Source organism: Streptomyces sp. ID05-26A (assembly GCF_033794685.1).
Lineage (GTDB): Bacteria > Actinomycetota > Actinomycetes > Mycobacteriales > Pseudonocardiaceae > Lentzea.
On sequence record NZ_JARAYZ010000002.1, the window covers coordinates 1617202 to 1643098 of the forward strand.

General features: G+C 71.2%; 18 protein-coding genes. 5 read left to right on the forward strand and 13 right to left on the reverse strand.

Going from position 1 to position 25897, the window contains the following annotated elements; all coding sequences use genetic code 11:
* Positions 1–247: 247 nt before the first annotated feature.
* Positions 248–3037 carry a helix-turn-helix transcriptional regulator gene (locus PV646_RS23075; RefSeq protein ID WP_500345067.1) on the forward strand — a complete coding sequence of 930 codons (2790 nt, stop codon included), beginning with the start codon at positions 248–250 and terminating at the stop codon, positions 3035–3037.
* Here the strand turns inward: PV646_RS23075 and PV646_RS23080 are convergent.
* The 5 genes from PV646_RS23080 to PV646_RS23100 all read right to left on the reverse strand — a co-directional run bounded on the left by PV646_RS23080 (position 3005) and on the right by PV646_RS23100 (position 7577).
* On the reverse strand, positions 3005–3631 hold the full coding sequence (locus PV646_RS23080) for a glyoxalase (RefSeq protein ID WP_500344248.1): 627 nt from the start codon (positions 3629–3631) through the stop codon (positions 3005–3007). The two genes, PV646_RS23075 and PV646_RS23080, sit on opposite strands and share 33 nt — an antisense overlap.
* 10 nt (positions 3632–3641) lie before the next feature.
* Positions 3642–4259 carry a DedA family protein gene (locus PV646_RS23085; protein ID WP_500344249.1) on the reverse strand — a complete coding sequence of 206 codons (618 nt, stop codon included), beginning with the start codon at positions 4257–4259 and terminating at the stop codon, positions 3642–3644.
* Positions 4256–5392 carry an alpha/beta hydrolase family protein gene (locus tag PV646_RS23090; RefSeq protein WP_500344250.1) on the reverse strand — a complete coding sequence of 379 codons (1137 nt, stop codon included), beginning with the start codon at positions 5390–5392 and terminating at the stop codon, positions 4256–4258. Before PV646_RS23090 ends, PV646_RS23085 begins: the two co-directional genes overlap by 4 nt.
* Positions 5393–5469: 77 nt before the next feature.
* Positions 5470–6126 (reverse strand): response regulator, encoded by a 657-nt coding sequence (locus PV646_RS23095; protein ID WP_500344251.1) that lies wholly within the window; start codon positions 6124–6126, stop codon positions 5470–5472.
* Positions 6123–7577 carry a sensor histidine kinase gene (locus PV646_RS23100; protein WP_500344252.1) on the reverse strand — a complete coding sequence of 485 codons (1455 nt, stop codon included), beginning with the start codon at positions 7575–7577 and terminating at the stop codon, positions 6123–6125. The genes PV646_RS23095 and PV646_RS23100 overlap by 4 nt, the downstream gene beginning before the upstream one ends.
* 124 nt (positions 7578–7701) lie before the next feature.
* Here PV646_RS23100 and PV646_RS23105 point away from each other — a divergent pair, with 124 nt between their 5' ends.
* Positions 7702–8283 carry an NADPH-dependent FMN reductase gene (locus tag PV646_RS23105; protein ID WP_500344253.1) on the forward strand — a complete coding sequence of 194 codons (582 nt, stop codon included), beginning with the start codon at positions 7702–7704 and terminating at the stop codon, positions 8281–8283.
* A gap of 15 nt (positions 8284–8298) precedes the next feature.
* Here the strand turns inward: PV646_RS23105 and PV646_RS23110 are convergent, their stop codons facing one another.
* The 7 genes from PV646_RS23110 to PV646_RS23140 all read right to left on the reverse strand — a co-directional run bounded on the left by PV646_RS23110 (position 8299) and on the right by PV646_RS23140 (position 19380).
* Positions 8299–9210, reverse strand: coding sequence for an arsenic resistance protein (locus tag PV646_RS23110; protein ID WP_500345068.1), 912 nt, complete (start codon positions 9208–9210; stop codon positions 8299–8301).
* A 139-nt stretch (positions 9211–9349) separates the two neighbouring features.
* A complete protein-coding gene (locus PV646_RS23115; protein WP_500344254.1) occupies positions 9350–11083 on the reverse strand; it encodes an ABC transporter ATP-binding protein in 1734 nt (577 codons plus the stop codon).
* Complete coding sequence (locus tag PV646_RS23120) at positions 11076–12740, reverse strand: ATP-binding cassette domain-containing protein (protein ID WP_500344255.1); 1665 nt, start codon at positions 12738–12740, stop codon at positions 11076–11078. Before PV646_RS23120 ends, PV646_RS23115 begins: the two co-directional genes overlap by 8 nt.
* A complete protein-coding gene (locus PV646_RS23125) occupies positions 12737–14347 on the reverse strand; it encodes an alpha/beta hydrolase family protein (RefSeq protein WP_500344256.1) in 1611 nt (536 codons plus the stop codon). The genes PV646_RS23120 and PV646_RS23125 overlap by 4 nt, the downstream gene beginning before the upstream one ends.
* 67 nt (positions 14348–14414) lie before the next feature.
* Positions 14415–15998 carry a hypothetical protein gene (locus tag PV646_RS23130; RefSeq protein ID WP_500344257.1) on the reverse strand — a complete coding sequence of 528 codons (1584 nt, stop codon included), beginning with the start codon at positions 15996–15998 and terminating at the stop codon, positions 14415–14417.
* Entirely contained in the window at positions 15995–16726 is a 732-nt protein-coding gene (locus PV646_RS23135; protein WP_500344258.1) for a GNAT family N-acetyltransferase, read from the reverse strand. Before PV646_RS23135 ends, PV646_RS23130 begins: the two co-directional genes overlap by 4 nt.
* The gene (locus tag PV646_RS23140; protein WP_500344259.1) at positions 16723–19380 is read right to left on the reverse strand and encodes a class III lanthionine synthetase LanKC N-terminal domain-containing protein; all 2658 of its coding nucleotides are present in this window, start codon (positions 19378–19380) and stop codon (positions 16723–16725) included. Before PV646_RS23140 ends, PV646_RS23135 begins: the two co-directional genes overlap by 4 nt.
* Before the next feature lie 466 nt (positions 19381–19846).
* On the opposite strand from PV646_RS23140, the gene PV646_RS23145 reads away from it, so the two are divergent.
* From PV646_RS23145 to PV646_RS23155, 3 genes are all read left to right on the forward strand, one after another.
* Positions 19847–22249, forward strand: a complete 2403-nt coding sequence (locus PV646_RS23145; RefSeq protein WP_500344260.1) for a type 2 lanthipeptide synthetase LanM family protein — start codon at positions 19847–19849, stop codon at positions 22247–22249.
* 55 nt (positions 22250–22304) lie between these two features.
* The gene (locus tag PV646_RS23150; RefSeq protein WP_500344261.1) at positions 22305–22526 is read left to right on the forward strand and encodes a hypothetical protein; all 222 of its coding nucleotides are present in this window, start codon (positions 22305–22307) and stop codon (positions 22524–22526) included.
* Between the two features lie 69 nt (positions 22527–22595).
* Positions 22596–25463 carry an ATP-binding protein gene (locus PV646_RS23155; RefSeq protein ID WP_500344262.1) on the forward strand — a complete coding sequence of 956 codons (2868 nt, stop codon included), beginning with the start codon at positions 22596–22598 and terminating at the stop codon, positions 25461–25463.
* A 223-nt stretch (positions 25464–25686) separates the two neighbouring features.
* Here PV646_RS23155 and PV646_RS23160 read toward each other — a convergent pair whose 3' ends face one another.
* Entirely contained in the window at positions 25687–25893 is a 207-nt protein-coding gene (locus tag PV646_RS23160; RefSeq protein ID WP_500344263.1) for a hypothetical protein, read from the reverse strand.
* Positions 25894–25897: the final 4 nt, after the last annotated feature.

The following is a 25897-nucleotide window of genomic DNA, read 5'->3' on the forward strand; positions in this document are numbered from 1 at the left end:
GGAACCTATGAGCGCCAACGGGTCAGCCGCATCAGGTGCCCCACCTAGGCCCTGTCCTGCAAGTCTCGTCGGGCGACAGCGGCGGCCGAGGGCCCCGGAGACGGCACCGCCGCAACGCCCCAATACGCCCAGGTATGAGGGCATTGCGGCGGCACCGCCTCCGGGACTCTCGCCCGCGTCTCTCACCAGACGAACTTGCAGGACAGCGCCTGGTCACGGTTGCCCGCCTAGACTGCCCCGTGTGCTGATGGGACGCGAGTCCGAGCGTCGACAGGTCGAGCGGCTCGTCGCGAGCGCCCGGCTCGGGCACGGCGGCGCGCTGGCGATCACCGGCGAGCCCGGCGTCGGCAAGACCGCGCTGCTGCGGTTCGCGTCGTCCTGCGCCACCGGCATGACGGTCCTGCAGGCGGCCGGCAGCGAACCCGAGCAGGACATCCCGTTCGGCGCACTGCACCAGGTGCTGCGGCCAGCGCTGGACTGCCTCGGCGAGATCCCGGGCCCGCAGGCGCAGGCGTTGTCCGTGGCGCTGGCACTGAGTTCCGGACCCGCCATCGACCGCTTCGCGGTGGGCGCCGCCACCCTCAGCCTGCTGTGCCGGTTCGCCGAACAACGCCCGGTGGCGGTTCTCCTGGACGACCTGCACCTGGTGGACCGCCCCTCGGCGGACGCGCTGGCGTTCGCGGCACGCAGGCTCGCCGCCGACCCGATCGTGCTGGTGGCCACCACCCGGTCGCCGGATCCCCCGCTGCCCGCACTGCCGTTGTCCGGCATCGACCTCACCGCGGCCGGCGAGCTGGTGTCGAGCCGTTCCAGCGCGGCGGTGCCACCCGAGCTGGTCGCACGACTGCACCGGGCGACGGCCGGCAACCCGCTGGCGTTGATCGAACTGGCGGCCCGCCCACTCGAACACCTCTCGCCCGAGGCGCCACTACCGGTGTCGGCAGCACTGGCCCGCGAGTTCGCCTCGCAGGCGCGGTCCCTGAGCGCCCCCGGACGCGCCGCGCTGACCGTGGCTTCGGTGGCGGGCACGGACCTGCGAGTCGTGGCCGGCGCGTGCGCGGTGCTCGGAGTCGCCGTCGACGCCCTGGCCGAGGCCGAGAGCGCCGGGCTGGTGCGAATCTCGGACGGCCGCGCCGAGTTCCGGCACCCGCTGATCCGAGCGGCGGTCTACGGCGACACCGATCCGCAACACCGCCGGTCCGTGCACCGCGCCGTGGCCGAGGCGTTCGGACCACACGACGCCGACCGGCACGCCTGGCACCTGGCCGAGGCGTCGATGGGACCGGACGCGCACGTCGCCGACCTGCTGGTCCAGGCCGCCGGCCGGGCGCACGACCGGAGCGCGCACGACGTCGCGGCCGCTGCCTACGCGCGGGCTGCCCGGCTGAGCCCGGACGTGGGGCAGCACGCCTCGCTGTGCGTCGCCGCGGCGGAGTCGGCCTGGCTGGCCGGCGAGACGAGACGGTCCGTCTCGTTGCTCGACGAGGCGCGCGGACCGGCCGACCAGCCGAGACGAGACGTCTCGTCTCTGCACGACGCAGGCAACCCGGCCGCCCCTGCCATCCCGCTGCGCACCGCCGAACTGCGCACCACTGAACTACGCACCGCCGAACTCCGCACCACCGAACTCCGAGCAGTCGAACTCCGAGCAGTCGAACTCCGAGCCGCGATCGCAGCCCGAACCGGCTCCCTGACCGAAGCCCGCGACCTCTGCCGACTGGCAGCAGCCGACTCCCCAGCCCCGAACGCGACCGTGCTCCTCCTGGCCGACGCCGTCAACGCCTGCTTCTACCTGGGCGACACCACCACCGGGCTGAAGCTGGCACACGAGATCGAGGCCCTGCTGGACCACGTCACGACCCCGACGGCACAAGGCCTCGGCCAGATGGCAGCAGGCGTGGCCCGGATCCTCGCCAACCAGGGCGGCACCGACCAGATCCGCGCCGCGGTCGGCCTGCTCGCCTCCTCCGGTCTGCTCCGCGACGACCGGCGCAGGCTGTCCTGGCTGATGATCGGCCCGATGTTCCTGCGCGACGCGGACTCCGGTGCCGACCTGAGGCGCATCGTCGCCGACGCCCGCGCGGAGGCGGCGGTCGGCACGCTGCCGGCCCTGCTCTTCCACGTCGCACGAGACGAGGCCACGACGAACCAGTGGGTCCGCGCCGAAGCCACCTACGACGAGGCGACCAGGCTGGCCCGGGAGACGGGGCAGGAGACCGACCTGGCGATGTGCCTGGCCGGACTCGCCTGGCTGCGGGCCAGGCTGGGTGACGAGGAACGGTGCCGTGCGCTGGTCGCAGAGGCGTTGCCGATCTGCCGCGCCCGTGACATCCACATCGGACGGGTCTGGTCGCTGTTCGCGCTGGGAGAGCTGGAACTCGGTGATCCGGCCAAGGCGTTGACGCACCTGGAAGAACTCGCCGCCCTGCTGGACGAGCTCGGACTCACCGACCCGGACCTGTCCCCCGCGCCGGAACTCGCCGACGCGTTGGTGCGGCTGGGCAGAAGAGACGACGCGGTGCGAATGGCGCGGCGCTACCGGGCTGAAGCCGCCGCGAAGGGTCAGCCGTGGGCGATGGGACGCGCCGAACGGACGCTGGGGGTGGTCAGCGCGGACTTCGACCAGCACTTCGAGGCGTCTTTGGGTTACCACGAAAGGACTTTGGACGACTTCGAGACCGCGCGCACCCGGCTCGCCTACGGTGCCCGCCTGCGCCGCGCCCGGCGGCGGGTGGACGCCCGGCCGCACCTGCACGCCGCGCTGGAGACGTTCGAGAACCTCAGGGCGGCGCGCTGGGCCGACCTCGCCGCGATCGAACTCGGCGCCACCGGCGAGACCATCCAGCGCAGGGCACCGGGCGAAACCCTTACGCCGCAGGAGTTGCAGGTCTCACTGCTGCTCGCGGAGGGCAAGACCACCCGCGAGGTCGCCGCCGCCCTGTTCCTGAGCCCGAAGACCATCGAGTACCACCTGCGCAAGGTCTACACGAAGCTCGGCATCCGCTCACGTTCCGAGCTGGCCGGCCGGCTGCCCTGACGCCCACGCGAACCCGTCCGGGTCGGTGAACTCACCGGCGCCGTTCAGGACGATCCGGTGCGAGCCGGATCCCTCGGGCGCCACCCCGGCGTCCTTGGCGAGCGCACGCCGGCGGTACAGCCCGAGCTTCACCGAGCCGGCCGCGGCGAACTGCACGTACATGCGGCCGAAGCTCTTCTCGACGGTGAACCCCTGGTCGACGTAGCACTGCCTGCTCGCGGCGATGTCCGTGGCGCCGAGCAGCAGTACGACGTCGTCGATCCGCCCGGTCGACGGGCCGGTGTTCTTCTTCGCCGAGGTGGCGACCTTCCAGATGGTGCCGTCCGGCGCCTGCACCACCCCGCCGTAGCCCCACAGGGACTTCCCGGCGGGCTTGAGCACGGTCGCGCCGGCGTCGAGCGCTCCGCCGATCAGCAGGTCGACGTCGGCGGGCTGCGCCACCGTGAGGGACAGGGTGAACCCGCGGAAACCGGTCGCCGGTTCCTGCGAGGCGCGCAGCCGCAGCCGGGAGCCGAGTCCGAAAGCGGTGGCGTAGAAGCGTTCGGCGGCCGCGAGGTCGGCCACTTCGAGGGTGATCGCGTCGAATGAGGTCATGCCGGAAACGCTAGGCGTCACCCCGGGACCGGTGCTTCTCGATTCCTGACCGGACCGCGATCATTCCGGCGACGACCACCGCGACGGCCACGAGCATGCTCCCGGTGCCGACGACCTTCTCGATCCTGCGAGCGGTCTCCCCCGCCGCCGCACCGAGTCCGATGTGCAACGCGCACCACCCGGTGGCGCCCACGAGCACGGCGGGCAGGAACGTCCGGTACGGCAGCCCGGCGGCTCCGGCGGCGGCCGGCAGCAGCGTGCGCAGCACCGGGAGGAAGATCGCGATCAACACTGCGACGGCTCCCCTGCGCCTCAGGAAGTCGGTCGCACGGTCCCAGTGCCGCGCGCCGTGCCGTCGCACGATCCGCGACTCGCGCAGCCGTGCCCCGTAACGCCGGCCGATCAGGAACCCGACCGAGTCGCCACCGACCGCGCACACCGTGGTCACGAGCCACATCAGCACGAACGCGGGCGGGCTGGTGGCGGTGGTGCCGAGCACGAACAGACCGGTATCGCCGGGCGCGATGAAACCCAGGCCGAGCGTGCACTCGCCGAACACGAGCACACCGGCGGCGACGATCACCCAGGCCGGCGGCAGGGTCGCGAGCCAGTCGAGGAACGCGGTCACGGGACGAGCCTCGCGTCCGGGTGCGGCGATGCCCCGTCGAACAGGGTGGTGTGCCGCCCGCGCAGGTGCAGGTCGAAGAACGCCGCGAGGTAGTCCCGTTGAGCCGCAAGCGATCGGTCCGCGTCAACCGTGCCGATCGCCGCCGCGAGCTTGTCCGCGGGCAACGGGTGCGAGCGGTCGATCTGGGGCAGCAGCACCTGGGCGTCGGTGAAGCTCGCGTGTTCCGCGGCGGGCAGGTACACGTCCCGCTTCCACCCGGTGGAGTTCGCCCAGAACGACGCCCAGTCCGGTGCGTGCAGGTGGTTGTGCGGGTGCCGGTCGGCCCCGCTCGTGCCGCCGCCCATCAGCAGGAACGGCCGGTCGGCGCCGCGCGCGCTCGCCTGGCCCGAGTTCGGGTCCATGCTGCCGTCGAGGTTGGCGCCGGCGTCGATGCGCGCGTCGGTGAGCATGGCCTCGGCTGCGGTGAACCCGCCCATGGAGTGGCCGGCCATGCCGACCCTCGACAGGTCCATCACGCCCGCCAACGCCGTGGTGCCGAGCCGGTCCAGCACGAAACTCGTGTCGCGCACCCGTTCCCGCATCATCAGCGCCGTGTCCGCGCGGCTGACCGGGAGTTCGACGCGGTCCGGGAACTCCACGGGACCCGCGAAGGTGTGGTCGATGGTGACGACGACGTAGCCGCGGCTGGCGAGGTCCTCGACGGGCGTGGTGCAGAACGAACGCGACTGCCCGCGTCCCGGCGAGTAGAGGATCACCGGACGGCGGCCCGGAAGTGGCGGCGCCGCCCTCGCGTGGGTGCGGGTGCCCGCGAAGTCGGCGACACCGGGATCGAGCCCGACCGAGCCTGCGGAGGTCTGGTCGTAGAACGCCGCGATCCCCGGGCCGAGGTGCCGCACCGGCGCCCGGAACGAGGGTGTTGCCGGATACCACAAGGAGATCATCAGTTCGCGTGACCTGCCCGGCGTCCACGGATCGGCGCGGGACTCGTCCACGAGGTGCAGTTCGGTGGTGCCGACGGACAACGGACCGGTCGGCCTCGGCAGGGTCAGCGGAACGGGCGCGGCGAGTGCGGGCGCGGCCAGCGCGACCGTCAGCATCCCGGCCGCCACAACGGCTTTGTAGCTGGTTTTCACACGGCCGAGCCTGTCGATCCCACCTGCCGGCCGGCATCTGTCGAACGCTGCCGGTGGTACTGATCGAAAGACGTAGATCAGCCCTCGTCGACCAGCCCGGCCTCGAACGCGATGATCGCCGCGCGCACCCGGTTCGGCACCTCCAGCCGGCGCAGGATCGAGCTGACGAACACCTTCACCGTGCCCTCCACGACGTGCAGCCGCCGGCCGATCTCGGCGTTGGGCAGCCCGGCGCCGACCAGGGCGAGCACCTCCCGTTCGCGCTCGGTGAGACCCGCGACCAGGTCCCGTGCGCGAGCCGCGCCGGACACCCGTTCACCACCCAGCCGCCGGATCGCCCAGTGCGCGATCTTCGGCGACAGGTACGCGGCCCCCGCGGCGACCGCTCTGATGCCCGCGAAGAGCTCCCTCGGATCCCCTGACTTGAGCAGGAAACCGCTGGCACCGCCGTCGAACGCGCGCGCGATGTGCTCGTCCTCGGAGAACGTCGTCAGCATGATCACGCCGGTTCCCGGGACGGTGCGGCGGATCTCGGCCGCCGCGGCCAGCCCGTCCATGCGCGGCATCACGATGTCGAGCAGCACGACGTCCGGCCGGTGCGCCTGGGCGAGTTCCACCGCCGCGCGCCCGTCGGCCGCCTCACCGACCACCTCGAACTCCGGATCGGCGCCCAGCACGGCCCGGACCCCGGCCCTGGTCAGCGGTTCGTCGTCGGCCAGCAGCACCCGGATCACCGCGCCTCCCCCGCCGAGATGGCGCTGCGCGGCAGGGTCTCCTTGAGCACCAACCGGTCCTCGGCGAAGCACAGCCGGTGGAACAGCCGGCCGTCGGTCTGCTCGCGCGACCAGTGGTAGCGGCAGTCAGCGCCCTTCGGCGGATCGGACAGCATGCGTTCGGGGTCCCCCAGGATCTGGAACGGTGGCAGCAGGGCCTCGACGCCGGAGCGCGGTGCGTCGAGTTCGATCTTCTCGAACACCTCGGGGTCGAGGCTGTTGTTGGCGCCGACCGTCGCGTAGAGCGCCATCGCGAGCACGGCGACCGAAGTACCGGCCAGCAAAGGCTTCTTGGCGACGTTGACCAGGCTTCGACGGGCGGGCTCGCCGACGGACTCCGGTCGCGCGTCGTGCGGCAGCTCCGCCACGAGCACGAACCCTCCGTCCCGTGGCTCGGCGGTGAGGGTGCCGCCCAGCAGCCGGGCGTGTTCGGCCAGCCCCGCGAGCCCGGTGCCGTTCCCCGGAGCGGACTTCCGGCTCGGCTGTCCATTCGCGACGGTCGCGGTCGTGCTGTCCCGCGAGCGTTCCACCTGCACGCGGACCGGGGCTCCGGGCGCGTGCTTGGCGGCGTTGGTCAGTCCTTCCCGGACGATCCGGTGCACGGCGCTTTCGACGGCTTCGGGTGACGGCTCCGCCAGGGTCAGCTCGACGTCCATGCCCGCGGCCGCGGCGCGTTCGACCAGTTCGGTGACGCCGGTCCGTTCGTCTCGCGGCTGCAGGACACCGATGATCTCCTGCAGCCGTTCGGTCGCCGCCGCCACGCCCGCCCTCAGCTCACCCGCCGCCGCCCGATGCCGTTCGGGCAGGTCCGGCGACACCTCGAGAGCGGCCGCGCGCAACGCGATGAGGCCCCACTCGTGACCGAGGGAGTCGTGCATGTCGCGCGCGATCCGCGCCCGTTCGCGAGACCGCGCCTGCTCCTGCCCCGCCACCGCGAGTTCCGCACGCAACCGCAGATACCGGCCCGCCAGCCACGGACCCAAGACCACGACCAGCACGATCAGCACCAGCACGAACCAGTCGTAGACGCCGAACAGCACGCCGAAGCCGCCGCGCACCGACCCGTCCGCGAGCACGCTGACCGGCAGTCCGGCGAGCAGCACAGCGGCCAGGGGTAGGAGCACCGAGTCCTCGGCCCGGCGTCCGGCCCGGAACCCGAAGACCGCGGCCGCGACGAACGGCCAGACCCACGGCGGGTTCGTCACGGTCGAGCCCAGCACCAGCGCCGGAACCGCCGCGGCCGCGACGAGCGCGCACACCGTCCACACCGGAAACCTGCGGAAGAGCACCACCGCGCCGGTCAGCAGGAGCAGACCGGCGACCAGCCCGGCGAGACCACCGATCACCAGCGGCACCGCCAGGACCACCCACAACACGGCATCCGGCCACCGCAGCCCCCAGCCGCACCTCATCGGTTCATCGTAGGAGACGGTCTTTGTGACCCATGGCACCGAGCCCGTCCGAAACAAACGGGGTAGAGTCCACTTCTGAAAGCGGGGTACGGTCCGCTTCATCTTCGGCAAAGGACCTCAGGACATGACGCACATCGGGATCATCATCGGCAGCACCCGCCCCGGCCGGAACGGCGAGCAGGTGGCGAAGTGGGTCGCCCAGCACGCGCAGGAGCGCACGGACGCGACGTTCGAGCTGGTCGACCTCAAGGACTTCCCGCTGCCCCACCTCGACGAGCCGATGCCGCCGGCGATGGGCCAGTACCAGCACGACCACACCAAGGCGTGGGCGGCGAAGATCGCCGAGTTCGACGGCTTCGTCATGGTCACGCCCGAGTACAACCACTCGACGTCCGGCGTGCTGAAGAACGCGATCGACTACCTGTTCGCCGAGTGGAACAACAAGGCCGTGGGCTTCGTGTCGTACGGCGGCGTCGGTGGCGCACGGGCCGTGGAGCACCTTCGGCTCGTCGCGGGTGAGCTGAAGATGGCCGACGTGCGCACGAGCGTGTCGCTGTCGATGTTCACCGAGTTCAAGAACTTCAGCGAGTTCCAGCCGTCGGACTTCCAGGTGTCCACGCTGTCCACGATGTTCGACGAGCTCGTCGCCTGGAGCAGCGCACTCGCACCGTTGCGCGACCGTCAGCTCGCCACACAACAGGCCTAGGTCCGGGCTGCCGCATCACGGCAGCAACCGCGGCACCACCCGCACGTAGACGACCATGCCGACCACCTCGACCAGTGTCTGCGTCACCACGACGACGGCCGCGACGTCGCCGGGCAGTGCCAGCGCCAGCGGCAGCACCACCAGCGAGTTGCGCGTGGCCCCGGTGAACACGATCGCACGGCTCGACGCCACGTCCAGACTCCACAACCTGGCGACGACGAGCCCGGCGAAAGCCATGACCACCAGGAACGCCACGTAGAACGGCACCACGCGCACGACCTGCGTCAGGTCGTCACCGAGCTTCGGCACCTGCGACGCCACGACCGTGAACAGGGTCGCGGCCATCAACGGCACCATCGTCGTGCCGATCGCTCCGGCGAACCGCTCCGCCGCGAAGGTCTGGGTGAGCCACGCCAGCGTCAGCGGGATCGCGATCAGCACCACGAACGCCTCGACGAACGGCCTGGGTTCGACGGCCGCCAGGCCGGAACCGAGGAAGAGCCACAGGTAGACGGGCAGCAGCACCATCTGTGCGAGCAGTAGCAACGGCGTGGCGGCGAGCAGGCGCCGGCTGTCACCGCCGGCCAGCCCGCTGAACACGATCACGTAGTCCACGCACGGAGTCAGCAACACCAACAGCACACCCAACCGGATGGCCTCATCATCCGGGAGGAACGCGAACAGCGCCGCCACCACCACCGGCACCACGACGAAGTTCAGGACGAGCGCGGCCGCCAGGAACCGGCCCGCCCGCAGCGAACGCCCGAGTTCGGCCACCGGGACCTGGAGGAACGTCACGTACAGCAGAACGGCCAGCACGGGGTTGATGGCGTGTTCGAGGACCGGCCCGGCGCCCGGCGCGGTCCAGCCGGCCACCCCGCCCGCGGCCAGAGCGCCGAGGTAGACGGCGACCTGGTGACGTTCCATCCCCGCGACGAACCCCGGCAAGACACCCTCCCGATCGGATGATCAGGACGATATCGGCAGCGGGCGGGTCGGCTCCCCGGTGCGCGTGCTCACCTCGCTGCTTCTTCCACGCCTCCGACGACAAACCCGTACCCGCAGGTCAATCGGCGAACGCGTCGGCCTGCGACCGGTAGAGCCGCGCGTAACGGCCGTTGCGCGCGAGCAACTCGCGGTGGGAGCCGAGTTCCGCGATGCCGCCGTCGGCCAGCACCACGATCAGGTCGGCCGACCGGACGGTGGAGAAGCGGTGGGTGACGAGGACCGTGATCATGCCGTCGGCGCCGTCGGTGGCCCTGGTCATGCCGTCGAACAGGGCGTCCTCGGTGAACGCGTCGAGCGAGGCGGTCGGTTCGTCGAAGAACCGCACCAGCGGGGTGGTTCTGGCGAGGCCGCGGGCGAGCGCGAGCCGTTGCCACTGGCCGGTGGAGAGGTCGGCGCCGCCCCACGCCGTGCCGAGCTGGGCGTCCTGCGCCAGCACGTCGGCGCTCGCCCTGGTGATCGCGTCGCGGACGTGCTCCGCGTCGTCGAGGTGGTCGAGGTCGCCGACGCCCACGGCGTGCTGGACGGTGAACTCGAAGCGCGCGAAGTCCTGGAAGGCCGCCGCGAGCCGGGCGCGCCATTCGTGGACGTCCAGGTCCGCGAGGTCCACGCCGTCGACCGTGATCCGGCCCTCGGTGGGTTCGTACATCCTGGTGAGGAGTTTGACGAGGGTGGTCTTGCCGGCGCCGTTCTCGCCGACGACGGCCAGCGCGGCCCCGGCGGGGATGGTCAGCGAGACGTTGCGCAGCACCCACTTCTCGCTGCCGGGGTACCGAAAGGACACGTTCTCGAGCCGAACGCCCTCGGCGAGCCGCTCGGGCGGTCGCGCGCTGCCGGTGGCGGTGCGGGCGTGGTCGGCGAGCCAGAGGAACCGGCGGACGGTGTGCAGGGTGCGGCCGAAGCCCGCGACCGCCTGGATCGGCCAGATCACGGCGGTCTGCACCTGCTGGCTGAGGTAGATCGCCAGCACCACGTCGCCGGGTGCCGACCTCCCCTGGATCGCCTGGTGCAGCACGAAACCGACGGCGGCGATCACTCCGACGACGTACAGGACCTGCTGGGCGAGCGAAGCGAGTGCGACCTTGCGTTCGGCCCGCTCGAGCGGTGCGCGCTGGGCTTTCCAGAGCGTGTCGATGCGGCGTTCGAGGGTGCCGGCGAGCCCGAAGAGCCGGATCTCGACGGCGGCGTCACGATCCTGGGCGACCGCACGGAGGTGGCGGGCGGTGCGACCGGGCAACGCCGAGAGGTCTTCCGCCCGCGCCCGCCATCGTTGCTGGGCCTTGGTGATCAGCAGGGCGGGCAACGCGAGCAGCACCAGCGCGAGCATCGCCGGGTGTGCGACGACCAGCAGGACCAGCACCGTGAGGCCCGCGCAGACCGCCTTGACCGTGACGGCGAGGGCGCTCAGGGAGTTGCCCAGCTGACCTTGCCGCTGCCGCAGGATCTCCAGCTGGTCCTGATACTCGGCGCGTTCGAAGTGCTCGAGCGTCGGCAGTTCCGCGGACAACCGCGCGATCTCGGTGTCGAACGCGTGCGCGACCTTCTCCCCCAGCACCATTCGCCATTGGCTGGCCGACAGGTCGAGCTGCCAACCGAGCCCCGCGCCGAGCACCAGGGCGGCGACGCCGGTGACGACCTGGCCGGAGTCGTTGTGCAGCACGCCGTTCGTGAGCATCGCCAGCCACAACCCGGACAGGAGCACGAGGGTGTTGCCGAACGGCTCGGCGATCATCGCGAGCGTCAGCCGGCGGTCCACCCGCCACGCCATCGCGACCAGCACGCGGATCTCACGCATGGCTCACCTCCTTCTCCGCGAACCTGTTGGCCTGCAACGAGTACATCGCGGCATACCGCCCGTTCAACGACATGAGTGCGGCATGCGTGCCGTCCTCGGCGATGCGTCCGTCCGCGATCACGACGATGCGGTCGGCGTGCCTCACCGACGCGAGCCGATGCGACACGAGAATCGTCGTGATCTCGCCCGCCAGCTCGCTGAACCGCGCGAAGAGTTCCTCCTCGGCCAGCACGTCGAGGCCGGCACTCGGCTCGTCCATGATCAGCGTCCCGGTGTCGGCCGCCAGCAACGCCCTGGCCAGCGCGACCTTCTGCCACTGCCCGCCGGACAGGTCACGTCCGCCGGGGTGCGACGACGACAGCACCGTGTCCCACCCGTGCGGCAGGTCGTCGAGCAGCCCCGTCCCGCCCGCCCGTTCCAGCGCCTTCTCGACGTCACCGGCGCCGAACCCGATGTTGTCCCTGAGCGACAGCTCGAAGCGGGTGAACCGCTGCACGATCGCGCTGACCTCGCCGGGCACCACGACTTCACCGCGGTCCGGTCGGTGGATGCCGCACAACAGGGAGACGAGCGTGCTCTTGCCGGCGCCGTTCTCGCCGACGATCGCCAGCGACTGTCCACGGGGGACAGTCAGGTCGATCCCCTTCAGCACTTGCTTTCCGCCGTAGCCGAAGTGGACGTCGGTGAGCTGGATCGCCGGCGCGACGACCTGCGGCCTCGGCGGGGCCGCGGGGAGACGCCGGGCGAGCGAGCGCGCCAGTTCCGCGACCTTGCGGGCCCGGGCCAGCGGAATCTCGGCACCGAACACGTACCCGAGCGCACTCGTGGCCAGCACCGCCTGCGTGTACACGACGATCTCGGCCGGTGTGACCGTGCCCTGCGCGATCGCCGTCAGCACGACGAGGTGCGCGACCAGCACACCGCCAGTCGCCGCGAACACCGTGCGCATGCCCAGCTTCCGTCCGGCCCACACGACCTGCAGGGCGTGCAGGTAGGAGTCGCGGTACAGCGGCACCAGCCACCCGGCCAGCCCGAACACGCGGATCTCCTTGGCAGCGGGGCTGTCCACCGCGAGCCCGCGCAGGTAACGGGCGCGCCGCAGGGCGTTCTCCCCCTGCTGCGCACCGAGGTTCATGCCGTGGTCGAGCCACTTCCGCACGCCGAAGCTCAACCCGCGCCACCCGAGGAACATGACGACCGGCGCCCACCACGCGAACGCCGCCAGCACCGCGGCCGCGCCGACACCGGTGGCCCGCTGCCTGATCAACTCCCTGAGGGCCGTGGCGGTGCCGACGAACCCGTCGACCCGTTCGAACTCGGCCAACGCCCCGAGTTCCTTCGTCGTCCGCGGATCCCCGAGGTGCGCCACCTCCGCGCGCAGGGTGGCACCGGCGACCTTCGCGTGGATCGCCTTGGCGAACCTCCCGTCGAGCACGGCGGATTCGTGGTCGAGGACGGCGGACAGCACCGTGCCGGCGAGGAGCGCGGACCCGAACAACACCAGCCCGAGAGTGGCCTGCGCCGAATCGTCCGGGAGTCCGGCGACCAGCACGCCGGATGCGGAGATGGCGGCGGCCGGGGCGAGGCCCTGCAGCACGGCCAGCACGCAGAAGAGGGCGAACCGCCGACGCCCCGTCTGCCACAGCAACGCTTTCATGCCAACACCTCCGCAAGTCCTGGCGCCGTTCGTTCGCCGGGCGGCTCGTTGCCACCTCGCGCGTTGTCCCCGCACACCGACTCCGCCAGGTGTGCCACGACACCTGCCGTCCAGGCGGCCATGTCCCCCGGCTCATGGCCTGCGCCCCGCTGCTCGACGTACCGCTCCGCCCCGTGCAGCTCCACGAACGCCCGCGACTGCGCGACCGGCACCCGGTCGTCCCCCTCGCGGTGCCCGATCATCAGCCGTGGCAAGACGAACGGCCGGTGGAGCGGACTGCGTTCCCGCAACTGGTCCGGATCGTCCGCCAACGCCCCGAGTTCGGTCCGCAGCCATTCCCGGTGCAGGCCCGAGGCGGAATCCAGCAGAGCGACGATGTCCGTCACCGGCGCCCACACCGCCACGGCGTCCACCAGTTCGGACGAGGCGGCGAGCAGGGCCAGGTAGGCGCCGTAGCTCTGCCCGTAGAGGCACAACGGCCTGTCGCCGCGCAGTTCCCGCAGCCGGTCGACGACCGCCCGCGCGTCGGCACCGCCCCAGTCGCCGACCACGACGTCGCGGAACGCGTCGCCGTAACCGGAACTGCCCGGGTAGTTCATGCCGATCACGGTCCAGCCGGCGGCGACCAGTGCGGCGATCATCGGTTCGTGGATCTGCCTGAGCTGACTGCGCGGACCGCCGTGCAGGTGGACCACGACGCCCCCGTGACCGTTCTCCGGTTCGTAGAGCCACTCCGGGGACTGCGCCGACTCGCGGTGCCGCCAGCGGACGGTGATCTCCTCGCGCCGCTGACCGGGCAGGGGCCGCATCTGTCCGCTGTGGATGGTCCAGCGGGTCAGCGCCGGAGAGGCCGCCGGCGACTGGTGGAGACCGAGGAGGTGGCGTTCGTCCGCGGTGAAGGCCAGGTCGGTGGCGATGCCGTGATCGGGCACCGACGTTCCGATGATGTCACCATCCGAATTCAGCACCCGGTGGACGTAGCGGTGGTCGGCCCACGTCGTGGTGAGCAGCAGGCCGGACGGCGAGACCGCGACGCCCGCGCTTCCCGTTGCGTACCAACGGGTTCGGCCGGTGGTGAGATCCAGTACGCCGGGCACCTCACCCTCGCCGGTCAGCGCGACGAGTGGCCCGTCGCCCGCCGCTGACACCGCGTCGAGGTCCAGCCGTTCCCCGTCGTGGATCAGCCTGACTCGCCCGTCGCCGGTGAAGACCAAGGTGTCGCGGGTCCAGGCGGCGACCGACTGCACACCCTCGGTACCGTCGATAATCCGGTAGCTGCCGTCAGCGGGGCGGTGCACACACAGCATCGGGCGGCCGTCGCGCACGACCGCGACCAGCACTTCCTCGCCGTCGTAGCGCAGCGTGCGGCCGACCACCGGATGCGATGACGTCAACATCCGGCGGTCGGTGTCGAGGAGGCCGAACTCGCCACGGCGGCGCAGCACGACGCGGTTCGGAGCGGCCCAGCCGGCCAGGTGCCAGTCGCCGGCCGGGATCCAGTGTGTGGCGGACAGGTCGGCGTGTCCGTCTGGGGCGATCTCGGCCAGGCCCACCTCGCCTGGCCGGGTCAGGGCGAGCAGGTCGCGGGTGGGCGAGAGCATCGTCATGCCGCACCTGCCAGCAGACCACGCAGCGTCAAGAGGTCGTCGGCGATGAAGGCGTGCGAAAGGCGTGTCATGCCACACCCACCAGCAGACCACGCAACGTCGAGAGGTCGTCGGCGACGAGGGCGTGTGCGGCGCGTTCCCGCACCAGCGCTTCCGGTTGTTCGCCGAGGTTGCGCAGGACCGCGTCGACGACGTCCGGCGCTCCGCGGCGCATCCGGCTGACCGCGGCCAGGTACCAGCGGGTGGCCTGCGTCGTCGCCGCCGAGGCGAGTTCGTGGTCGGCGAGCCGGAAGCAGACGGCGGAGACGGCCTTCTCGCTCGCCTGGTTCGTGTCGCTCGCCCGGTCGAACAGGTCGAGCAACCGCGTGGCGACGGCTTCCGCCTCGGCCCGCTCCCCCTCGTCCAGCAGAATCCGCACGAGATCGGCGGCGACGAAGGCGGCGTTCGCGACGTCGTCCGCGATCCTCCAGGCCTGCCGGTAGAGCCCGACTGCCTCTGGGGTGCCACGGCGTAGCTTGGCGAGGTTGGTGCGGAGCTGGACCTGTTGGTCGGCAACGGTGTCGTGGCCCTCCAGCAGCTTCAGCGCGGTACGCATGCTCGTGACGGCGCCGTCGAAGTCGCGGTCGCGGTACAGGGCGAGCGCAGCTCCGTTGAACGACGCGGCGACCTGGGTGACCGGCACGTCCAGGTCGCGGGCGTGCGCGAAGCACCGGGCCGCCGACGAGCGCTCGGCCGGGTCGGGGTCCTTGGCGAGCAGCTGACCGAGGCTGTAGGCGAGCATCGCCTGCTCGGCCGGTTCGACGTGCCGGTTCGCGGCCTGGGCCAGGATCAGGTTCGCCTGCGCGCCGGAGACTCGGCGGCGGTCCGCCACCAGCGCCGCCAGGTAGGCGCCGGCCACCGTCTCGTGCGGGACCTCGCCGGTGCGGAGAGCACGCCGGTAGAGGTTGCCCGCGTACCGCGACAGCACGCGTCCCTGACCGGCGGCTTCGGCGGCGGCACCGGCAGTGAAGGCCTTCAACGCCAGCACGGGGTCGGTGAGCACTGCGGCCGTGGAGAGCGGTGCGCGTGAGGTGGCGACGACCTCCGCAGCCAGATCCGGCGTGATCGGCAGCGGGCGTGCGACCGGGGTGGCGTAGGTGCGCAGACCGTCCCTTGTGGACGTCACTGCGCGGATGATCGCATCATCCCAGTCGTGATTCGTTTGCCAGGCGCGAAATTCCGCCTCCGGCACCGATCCGCCGGCCAGGCGCAGCATCGCCAGGATCTCGTCGCCTTCGTGCGGCAGCGTGCTGCGGAGGTGCCTGAGCACGGTGACCGACTGCGCTTCCCCGCGCACCAGCCGCATGCGGCATTCCTGCAGGAACCGCACGTCGTCGCGGGTCGGCGCACCGAACAGTTCGACGACCACGGCCCGTTCGCCACCCTCGGCCAGCCACTCGCGCACGGCCCCGACCTCGGCACGCAGTCGTGCTTCGCGTTCGTCATGACACCTGAGCAACGCCGTGGTCAGGTCGGCGGGTGCATCGTCCTCCCTCAGCCACAACGGCCGTCCGGCCGACAGGTAGTAGCGCACCTGCCCGTATCGAGCGCGCAGGCCGGCCAGCACGCCGGGAACACGCGCGGACTCCACCGAAAGCACCGTCACGCTCATGACGTCACCCGGCTCGCCTTGAGCGTCGCGCGGTCCTGCACGAAGCCGATCGACCGGTACAACCGGCGTGCCGTGAAGTTCTCCGCCATGACGTTCAGCCGGCAGTCTGCGTACCCGGCGGACGCGAGTGCCAGCAGACTGCGCACCAGCAACGCCCTGCCCAGTCCCGCACCGCGCTGCCCGGACTCGACCACGAGGTGACCGATCAACGGCACACCCCGGTCCTCCGTCACGGCGATCGCGGCGCGCGTGGTGCCGTCCGCGACGATCCGCAGGCTCGCCTCGTCGATCACCGGCCCGTACTGCCCCGACACGACCTCTCCGAACACACCGCGGTCGTGCTCGTCGCCCGGCAACTCGTCCGTGAAGGCGTCGACCAGGTACCCAACCGGAAGCACGCGTTCAAATGATGCGATCATCTCAACGTCGAGCCTGAGCCACATGGGCACGATCCGCCCGCAGTCGGTGCCGCCGACGTCCCAGAACTCGGGGTGCACCGCGATGACGTCGTTCATCCCCAGGCCTTGGAGGTAGTCGATCACCTCGGCGAGATGTGCGACGGTGGCCGGGTCGTCGCGCTGAGGCAAGCACTCTGTCAGGTACGTGAGGCCCTGAGCCGGCCGCACAACACACTCGAACACGGTCTCGCCGTTTCGGATGGTGACAACACGCCGATTGGCGCCCCAGTCCACGACGAGCTCGTGGACCAGGAGGTCGGTGAGGTTCACGGTCGCTCCTCGAGTCGCAGGGTCAGTGGCGAACGGGCGACGTGCCCTGCCAGCCGAAGCCGGAACGCGTGCACGCCGGTGTAGCCGCGCATGTAGTCGGGCCGGGGCACGCCGAGACCTTCGGGCGCCCACTTGACGGCGAACCCGTCCCGGAACCGCAGCGCGTCGAGCTTGCGTCCGATGTGGACAGCACCCTCGTGGAACTCCTCGTGGTCCTGCGCCAGGTCGAGCAGGAAGTCCCCGTCCCCGGCCAGCCCGTGACACCGGCACGTGCTCCCGAACGGCCGCGCCGTGGTGATGGCCCGCCCGGCCTTGAGCGCCCCCAGGGCCAGTTCGCCATCGCCGGTGTGCCGAGCCAGCGCGTGCAGCAGGACGCCAACCCCCGCGGCCCCGTTGCACCAGTGCGACCAGACGGTGTCGCTGCCGGGCTTGTGCGGCCACGACACCCCCTCCGCCGCGGGAACCGCCTGCGCCAGCAACGCACGCCCGGTGGCAACGGCCAGGTCGACCGCGACGGGATCGTCCACGGCCCGCCCGGCGTGCAGCAGGAAGTACGCGACCCCCGCGCTACCGTGCGCGAACCCGTGGAACGACGAACCGCTGTTGGGCCACGCGGGCATCCCGTCCTTGGTCGACACCCCGGCGAGAACCTTGGCGATGACCTCGGCGACGTCGTCCGCACCTTCACCCGTGGCCCGCAGCAATGCGACCTTCGCCAGCCCGACGCCCGCCCACCCGTGGGTGATGTCCCAGCCGTGGACGTCGATCGAGGCGAGCTCGCCGGCGAACCTCAGTGCTTCCTGCCGCCAGTGGCCGGGTTCGTGACCGGCCGCGGCCAGGTCGGTCATGAGCCACGGAAGCGACCCGAGGCCGAAGTAGAGGCCGGGCGGGGTCTGCCCGGGGACCACGGGGTTGTTCTCGACGGTCCAGCTCAGCAACTTGTCCGCGTGCCCGAGCCAAAACCGATCGCCGGTGGCCTCGCCGAGGTCGAGGTAGAAGCGCGCGATGCCGGCGGTGCCCGCCATGAACGAGGCGGGGTGCATCGAACCCGGCGCCCAGCGCTGAGGCCAGGGCCACGGGTGGCGGTCCCACTCGGCGAGGCGCACGAGCTCCTCGCCGGCCTCGACCGCTTCCTCGACGGTCGAATCGGCGGCGCCAGAACTGTCAGACCCGCTTGAGATGATGGGAGTGGGGGCCTCACGCACCCCCCGGAGGGGGTGAGGGTGGATCGATTCCGCACCGTCACCCAGCCGGGTACGAATGTCGTCCAGCACGGCCGCGTCCAGCCCAGACTGCGCGAACGCCCCGGGCACAGCAGCATCCAGCCCAGACGGCGAAAAAGCCTCCCGCACCACAGCATCCAGCCCAGGCGGCGCGAACGCCTCCAACACCGCCGGCAGGTGCGAGGCATACCTGACATCCCGCCCCAGGAACGGATCGATACCGGTCACCACAAAATGCGCGACAGCCGCGAGCGCGTACTCCACATCGGCAGCCCAGGGCGCGGACGCCGGCACATACCCAGGCGTGTGCGCGACAAAAGGCGGTTCCGGTGAGTCGGCGAGCGCGGCGTGCTCCAGGTCGATCACGAACAGCCGCGACCCGTCGACCATGATGTTGTTCGGTGTCAGGTCGAGCAGGCGGACCCCGCGGGCCTCCACCTCACGGACCAGCCGCCGCACCCCGTCCACCAGCTCGGTCAACGCGGCCGCGGACACGGTGGACCGGTAGTTGCGGCGCTCCACCTCGGCCCGCAAAGTCCGCCCCGGCAGGAACTCCTGCACCAGGTACGCGTTGTCCTCCTGGTGGAAGAACGCCAGCGGTTCGGGTGCCAGCCCGGAGCCGGACAGCACGCGCAGCAGCTGCCACTCGTTGCGCAGGGCGGTGCGGGAGTCCCGGCCTAGCCGGTCGGGTGTGGTGCCGAACCGGGCCTCCTTCAGCACTGCGGGCGCTCCTCGGTGCAGGACGCGGTACACCCCGCCCTTCACCGACTGCCGCAGCACTCCCTGCACCACGATCTCGCGCCCGAACAGTCCGGTGCCGGGGCGTTCCAGGAACGTCCGCGGGGGCGCGGGCGTGAGGTCGTCCACCCAGTCGGGTGCGGCCACGCCCGGCGCGCGACGGTCTTCCGCGCGGCGGCCGGTGGGGTCGACCAGTACGTATCGCAGGCTCTGTTCGACGGGGTCGTAGACGCTCTGCCCGACGAACGCGCCGTAGCGCAGGTAGACGTTGCTGTGCGGGCGGAATCGGCGGTCGGACGGCACCACGGGCGCGTCGAACTCGCGGGTGACCTGGTCGAGGGAGGCGGCTAGGTCCTCCACCCCCGACTCCGGGTAGATGGTGATGAACTTGCCGGACTGGGTCAGCGGTGAGGGTGGTGAGCTCAGGTCCATCAGCTTGTCGATGGACCGCGCGGCCTTCCAGCGCAACGAGAGCGGAACGACGACGGCGGCCACCCGGCGCAGGACCTCGGCGGCGTGCTGGGGTGTGGCGCTCACGTGGATCTTCCAGCCCTGGCGGCGGGCCGGGCGGTCGGCCACCGGGTCGAAGTGCCACCAGAACGGTTCGCCGCGCACGGTGTAGGTGTCGGCGTTCGCGGCGGCGATCTCGCCGGCCTCGCGCCTGATGGGGTCCTGGGCAACGCGTCGTCGCATGGAACTCACCTGCCTGAGAAGGGACTTGCGGTGGGCCGCCCGACGGCGACCCACCGCATCACCGGAGCTCCGGTCAGTTCTGGCTCTGGGTCCAGGAGCAGAGCGTGCAGAGGGAGTTGTCCTCCATCAGCAGCGCGTCGTCCTCGAAGCCCATGGTCAGCAGGTCGGTCGCGTCGACGATCTTCTCCATCGGAATGCACCTCCGTGTAGTGGTTCTCGGTGTTTCAGGCCTCGTTGCGGCCCGAGAGAAATCTCCCGCCTACCAGCGGAAACCTCATCCGTGCCGGCCACCACCATTCGGAAACCGCAGCTCCGGGCCGCCGGGAGGGGAGGTGCGGCACCACCGCGCTCGAGCGAAAGGCGAGCGGTATGGGTGAGCATGCGTAGTGGCCCATGCGTAGGGGCGGCGCAATGGTGGTGTTCTACACGCATGACCCGCCGGTGACCCGCTGGCACGCTTCGTGTCATGGAGATCGCCCGCCGCGCCACACCCGCTCCCACGGACGTGTTCGCGCACGTCGTGGCCCCGTGGGTGAGTACGGCGAGCGCACGTCTGCACGCCGGTCTGGCCGCGTTGCCCGAGCACGCCGTGGTCCCGTCCGCACTGGTCGCCTCGTGCGCCGAACGCCTCACCGGCCGGCTCACCCGCCTCGTGGCGCCGGTCCTCGTGCACGAACTCGGGCAGGCCCCGCACCTCACGGGCGCCGACGGGCACGAACGGTTCCAGGACTTCCTGACCCGCGACCACTTCGGCCGCTATCCCGTGCTGGTCCGCGAGCTGGACCGGGAACGCGACGCCGCCGTCGAGGTCGTCACCGAGCTCGCCACGCGCTACGCGGCCGACCAGGACCGCCTGACCGGCACGCTGCTCGACACGAAGTCCGCGCTGGTGGCGGCACTCCCCGGCGGAGACCGTCACCGGGGCGGCCGGGCGACGACGGTCCTGGAACTCGCGGACGGTCAGCGCCTGGTCCTCAAACCGCGCGGCGTCGACGCCCACCTCGCTCTCGCGCACGTCGTCGAGCTGGTGAACGACCTGGTCGACCTCGGACTCGCGAGCGTCCGGGCGGTGCCGGGCGACGGTTACGGCTGGACCGAGTACGTCGAACCAGCGCCGTTGCCCTGCGGTGACGCCACGGCGTACTTCGTGCGGCTCGGCGGACTGCTCGCGGTGCTGCACCTGGTGCGTGCCACCGACCTGCACCACCAGAACGTGATCGCCCGCGCGGACCAGCCCCTCCTGATCGACGTGGAAACCCTCTTCCAGGCGCAGCTTCCCGGCGAACGGCCCGATCCCGCCGTCGTCGCGCTCGGCCGTTCGGTCGCACGCACCGGCCTCCTGCCCGCGGTCGCCGGACGGCACGGGCTCGTCGACATCTCCGCCGCGGGCGGTGACGCGGGCCAGGAAACCTCAGGTGTCACAACGGAATGGCTCGACGCCGGCACCGATCGGATGCGCGCGGTGTTGCGGCCCGAGGTCATGCCGGGTGCCGCGAACCGGCCGACCTGGCAGGGGCGGCCCGTCGAGGCCGCCGACCACGCCGAGGCCGTGCTGTCCGGGTTCCGGCAGACCTACGACGCGATCTCCTTGCACAGCGCGGAGTTCGCCGCCCTGCTCGCGGGATGCGCGTCGGTGCCGGTGCGGATCGTGCCCAGGCCGACGGCCCAGTACGCCGGGCTTCTCGCCGCCGCGCGCGGGCCGGAGTTCAACGAGGACCCGGAGGTCAGGCTCCGCGCGTTCACCACGGCCTGTGACACGGACTTCCTGCCCGGCCTGGCCGAACTGGAGGCCGCCGAGCTCGACGCGGGTGACGTGCCGCTGTTCACGACCCGCGCCGACGGCCACGACCTGTTCTCCGCCAAGGGAAAGCTCGGTGGTGTGCTCGCCACGTCCGGGCTGGAGGACGCGCTCGCGTGCCTGTCCGCGTTCGACGAGTTCGACCGGGACGACCAGGAATGGGTGATCGCCGCGGCCCTGGCCACCCGCCGCGTCGCCGTCACCGGGACCGGCCCCGGCCGGGTGCGGCCGCACGCCGTGGGCACGGACGAGGTGCTGTCCGCGGCCTGCGCGATCGCCGACCGGATCGTGACGACCAGCTACGGCACCGAGCGGATCAACTGGATCGGTCTCGAACCCGTCGGCGACACGCGCTGGCTGGTGTTGCCGATGGGTGCCGGTCTGGCGCACGGTTACACGGGCGTGGCCCTGTTCCTGGCACAGCTCGGCCAGATCAGCGACGTGTGCCGCTACACCGACGTCGCACGGCGCGCGCTCGCGGCGGTACCGGACCTGCTGGCTGGCCTGCGGGGCAACGACGACATGATCGCCGCGGTGGGTTCGGGCGGTCTGACGGGCTTCGCCGGGATCGGGTACGGACTGGCCAGGATCGCCCGGTTGCTGGACGACGAGGAGGTCGCCCGCTGGGCCCGCACGACGGTCCGGCTGACGGGCGCCGCCGCGGAGTTCGAGCCCGAACACGGCCTGGCTGCGGCGATGCGGGCGCTGGACGCGGAGATCGGTTGTTCCGACGCGCGCGAACTGGCCGAGCGGTACCCGGACGGACCGGCCGGTCCCGCGCAGTGGTGCCAGCACGATGCTTCCGAATGGACGGACGACGACTTGTCCTTGTGCCACGGCGAACTCGGCCGTGCGGACGTGTCGGTCACCGGCTGGTCCGCCGCAACCCGGCACCGCCGTACGGGCGAAGTGCTGGCGACACTGCGGCGTGACGGACCCCGCTGCGTCACCCCCGACCGCGTGCCCACACCCGGACTCCTCACCGGACTCGCCGGGCTCGGGATCGGCCTGCTGCGCCTGGGTTTCCCGGAGCGCACGCCGTCGGTCCTGCGTTTCGCCGCGGCGATCTGATCTTCCCCGTCATCGGGGTAGTGCAAGAAACCGTTACTCACCAACAGGAGAAGCAATGAGATTTTCGGAGACCCACGACCAGTCCGCCTCGGTTCGCGCCACCACCAGGAAGATCGGCCTGCGGATCGCCGCGCTGACCGGGGTCGTTCTCTCCGCGGGTGCCATCGCCGCAGCTCCGAGTGTCGCGGCGCCCACCAACGCCGACGTCGTGCTCGACTCGGTCGTGTCCGTCAACGGCGGTGGGAACGGTTCCACCTGCTGCCGTCCCGAAAACTGACGCGGTACAGGCCGTCCGATATCTGACCGTATGTCACCCTTTCGTGGCATGACGTGATCTCATGTGCACGTGGCATTACGTGCACCAGTCGTCGTCGGTCGTGACCATGAGCTGGAACTGATCAAGACGACGTTGGCGGAAGTCGCTACGGGGAGGGGTCAGGTCGTATTCCTGACCGGCGAAGCCGGGATCGGCAAATCCCGGCTCGCCTCCGCGGCGACCGACCTCGCCTACCAGAACGGGATGAGCATCATGCGCGGGCGCGGCAGCGCCATGAGCCGCACGATCCCGTTCCGCTGCCTGAGCGAAGCGTTGCTGTCGCTGCAACGCCTGGGCACCACCGTCGACATCGACGAGCTGGGCCCCTACCGCCCCGCACTGGCGCGCCTCAACCCCGACTGGGGCACCTCGGCCGACGACGCGTCGAGCAGTTCGCTCATCGTGCTCGCCGAAGGTGTGCTGCGCCTGACCGAACTCGTGGGCCGCGGCAACGGATGCGCCGTCGTCATCGACGACCTGCAGTACGCCGACCCGGACACGCTGGCGGTGCTCGAGTACGTCATCGACAACATCTCGCACCAGCCGACGTTGCTGCTCGCGACGATGCGCGACGACGACAGCGCGGCGCTGGAGTTCGCCCGTGCCACCAGCAAACGCGACTCCGCCACGCTGATCGAGTTGCGCCGCCTCCGGCACCAGCAGGTCTCCGCGCTCGCCGGCGCCTGCCTGGAGGGCGAACTTCCCGAGCCCGCACTGGACCTGCTGTGGGCGGGCAGCGGCGGGTTGCCGTTGTTCGTGGAGGAACTGCTCGACGAGATCGTCTCGGACGGACACCTGGTGCGGTCCGGCGACGTGTGGAGGATGGGCGAGGCCGGGGTGCCGCCGTCCGCGTTGGTGCACAGCGTCTCGGGCCGGTTCGGCAGGCTGAACGCGCAGGCGCGCGAGTTCGTGTCGGTCGCGGCCGTGCTCGGCCTCAGGTTCCCGCTGACGGTCGTCCGCGAGGTCACCGGCCTCGACTACCGGACGTTGCTGCGCTACCTGCAGAGCGAGCCGGTCGCGCACCTGATCGGCCCCGACGACCACACGCCCGACTGGTACCTCTTCACGCACGCGCTCGTCGCCGACGCCGTGCTGACCCTGATCCCGGAAGAAGTCCAGTCCTCACTGGCTCGGCGCGCGGCGGACGCGGTCGAGAAGCGCTACCCCGGCGTCCCCGGCGACTGGTGTCACCTCTGCGCGACGCTGCGCGAGGCGTCCGGGCAGACCGCCGAGGCCGGTTTCCTCTACGCCGAAGCGGGAAGACGAGCGCTGGCACAGGGAGCGGCGCAGTCGGCCGTGACGCTGCTGGACCGTTCGCTGGAGCTCGTCGAGGACCCGGTGCAACGGTTCGAGGCGCTCGAAGCCCAGTTGCTCGCGCTCACCGAGGCGGGCCAGGTCGACCGCGCGCTGGCCATGAGCTTCGACAGCTCGGGCCTCGACCGCCCGCACCGGGCCCGCCTGCACACCCAACTGGCGTGGGCGGCGAACCTGGCCGGCCGCACGTCCGACGGCCTGGCCCAGGTGGAGATCGCACGGGCGTTGCTCGGCGACGCCCCTCCGGAGAACTGCGCGCCCGTCGACGTGGTGGCCGCACACCTCGAACTGGACCGGTCCGAACCAGGCAGCCTGGAACGCGCGGAGGAGATCGCGCTGCGGGCCGCGACCGTCGCCGAACGCGTGCCGCTCCCCGTCGTCGCCTGCCAGGCCTGGCAACTGCTCGGAGCCCTGACCCGCCGCCGCGACCCGGCCCGCGCCACGGCGTACCTGGAACGCAGCCGCGCCTTCGCGATCGCGCACGACCTGCCCATCTGGGAGATCCACGCCCTGGTGCGGCTGGGTCTCGACGACGCGTTGCGCTCCGGCGACATCGGCCGCCTCGAACAGGCACGTGACCTCGCGTCCCGGATCGGCGCGGTGATCGCCCGCTACCAGTCCGAGGTCAACATCTGCCTGCAACTGGTGCTGCGCGGTCAGTTCGCAGCGGCCTCGCTCGTCGTCGAGGACGTCTCGTCGGCCGCGAAACGTTTGGGGCTCCAGGAGATCAGCCAGTTCATGACGGTGCTGCGCGCCGTGCTGGCGGGCCACCGCGGCGACAGGACAACGTTGACCGAGGCCTGGTCCGTGCTGTCCGAACCGGGCGGCGAACAGCACACCGCCCGCCTGCACGGCCTGGCGGCCACGTTCTGCTCACTGCTGGAGGAGGACAGACCGCGAGCCCGAGCGGACCTGGCGTCCGCCCTGGCCGCGGAACGCGCCACCCCCACCACGTACCACCTGACCGGCAGGCTCGGCCTCTCGTTGCTGCTGCGGGCCGTCGACGGCGACCTGACCCGAGCCGCGTACGACGCGGCGGTCGCCGACCCCGCCGCCGGTCTGCGCTGGGACCACCACTTCGCACTGCTGGCGTCCGCGGTGCTGGCGGGTGCCGCGGGTGACGGGGAGACCGCCACGGCCCAGGTAGCGGAGAGCGGCGACATCGGCCTGCCGTACCCGATGGCGCGGCACCTCGGGCTGCGGCTGGTGGCGGAGGCGGCGTCGCGGGACGGGTGGGGTGATCCCGAGACGTGGCTGCGGGCTGCCGAGCACCACTTCCACGACGCCGGGATACCGGCCGTGGCCGGGGCCTGCCGGGCCCAGTTGCGGGTGATGGGGGTGCGGGTCGCCCAGCGGCGGTCCGGGGTGGACGAGGTGCCGGACGAACTGCGGCTCGCCGGAGTGACCGTGCGGGAGTACGAGGTGTTGCGGTTGCTGGGGGCTCGGCTGGCCAACACCGAGATCGCGGCTCGGTTGCACCTGTCGCGGCGGACGGTGGAGAAGCACGTGTCGAGCCTGCTCACGAAGACGGGGCTGACGAACCGGCTCGCGCTGGGGAAGCTGGTCGCGGAGCATTCGGACTAGTGCACCTGTGCACAACCCTTAATCGCCCGATGATCACATTTAACGCAATTCCATGCCCGGATTCCATCCGCACCAACGCATGGACCCATACAGGGGAAGAATCGTCGAAGATTCTTCGAACAGGGTCGTGAGCCGCTAACGTGACGGCCCTGGCTCGGGTGCAAGCCGAGCCAGGGCCGAGGGTCCTGCTTCACGTCGTCACGCCACCTGCGACGACAAGGGGTCAGCCGAACTTCATCGAGTTCGTGCCGATGCCGCTAGCAAACGCCATGAGGCTGCCGGATGGCCGCTCGGTGGCTGCGCTCGCGGGTGTGGCCCCGAGCAGGCTAGCCATCACCAGCGCCAATGCGGCAATAGAAGTCCTGATCAACTTCGCCCTTCCTGAGCCATGGTGGTACAGATCACCATGAGCCTTCCAGGTGTTGATCAACCTC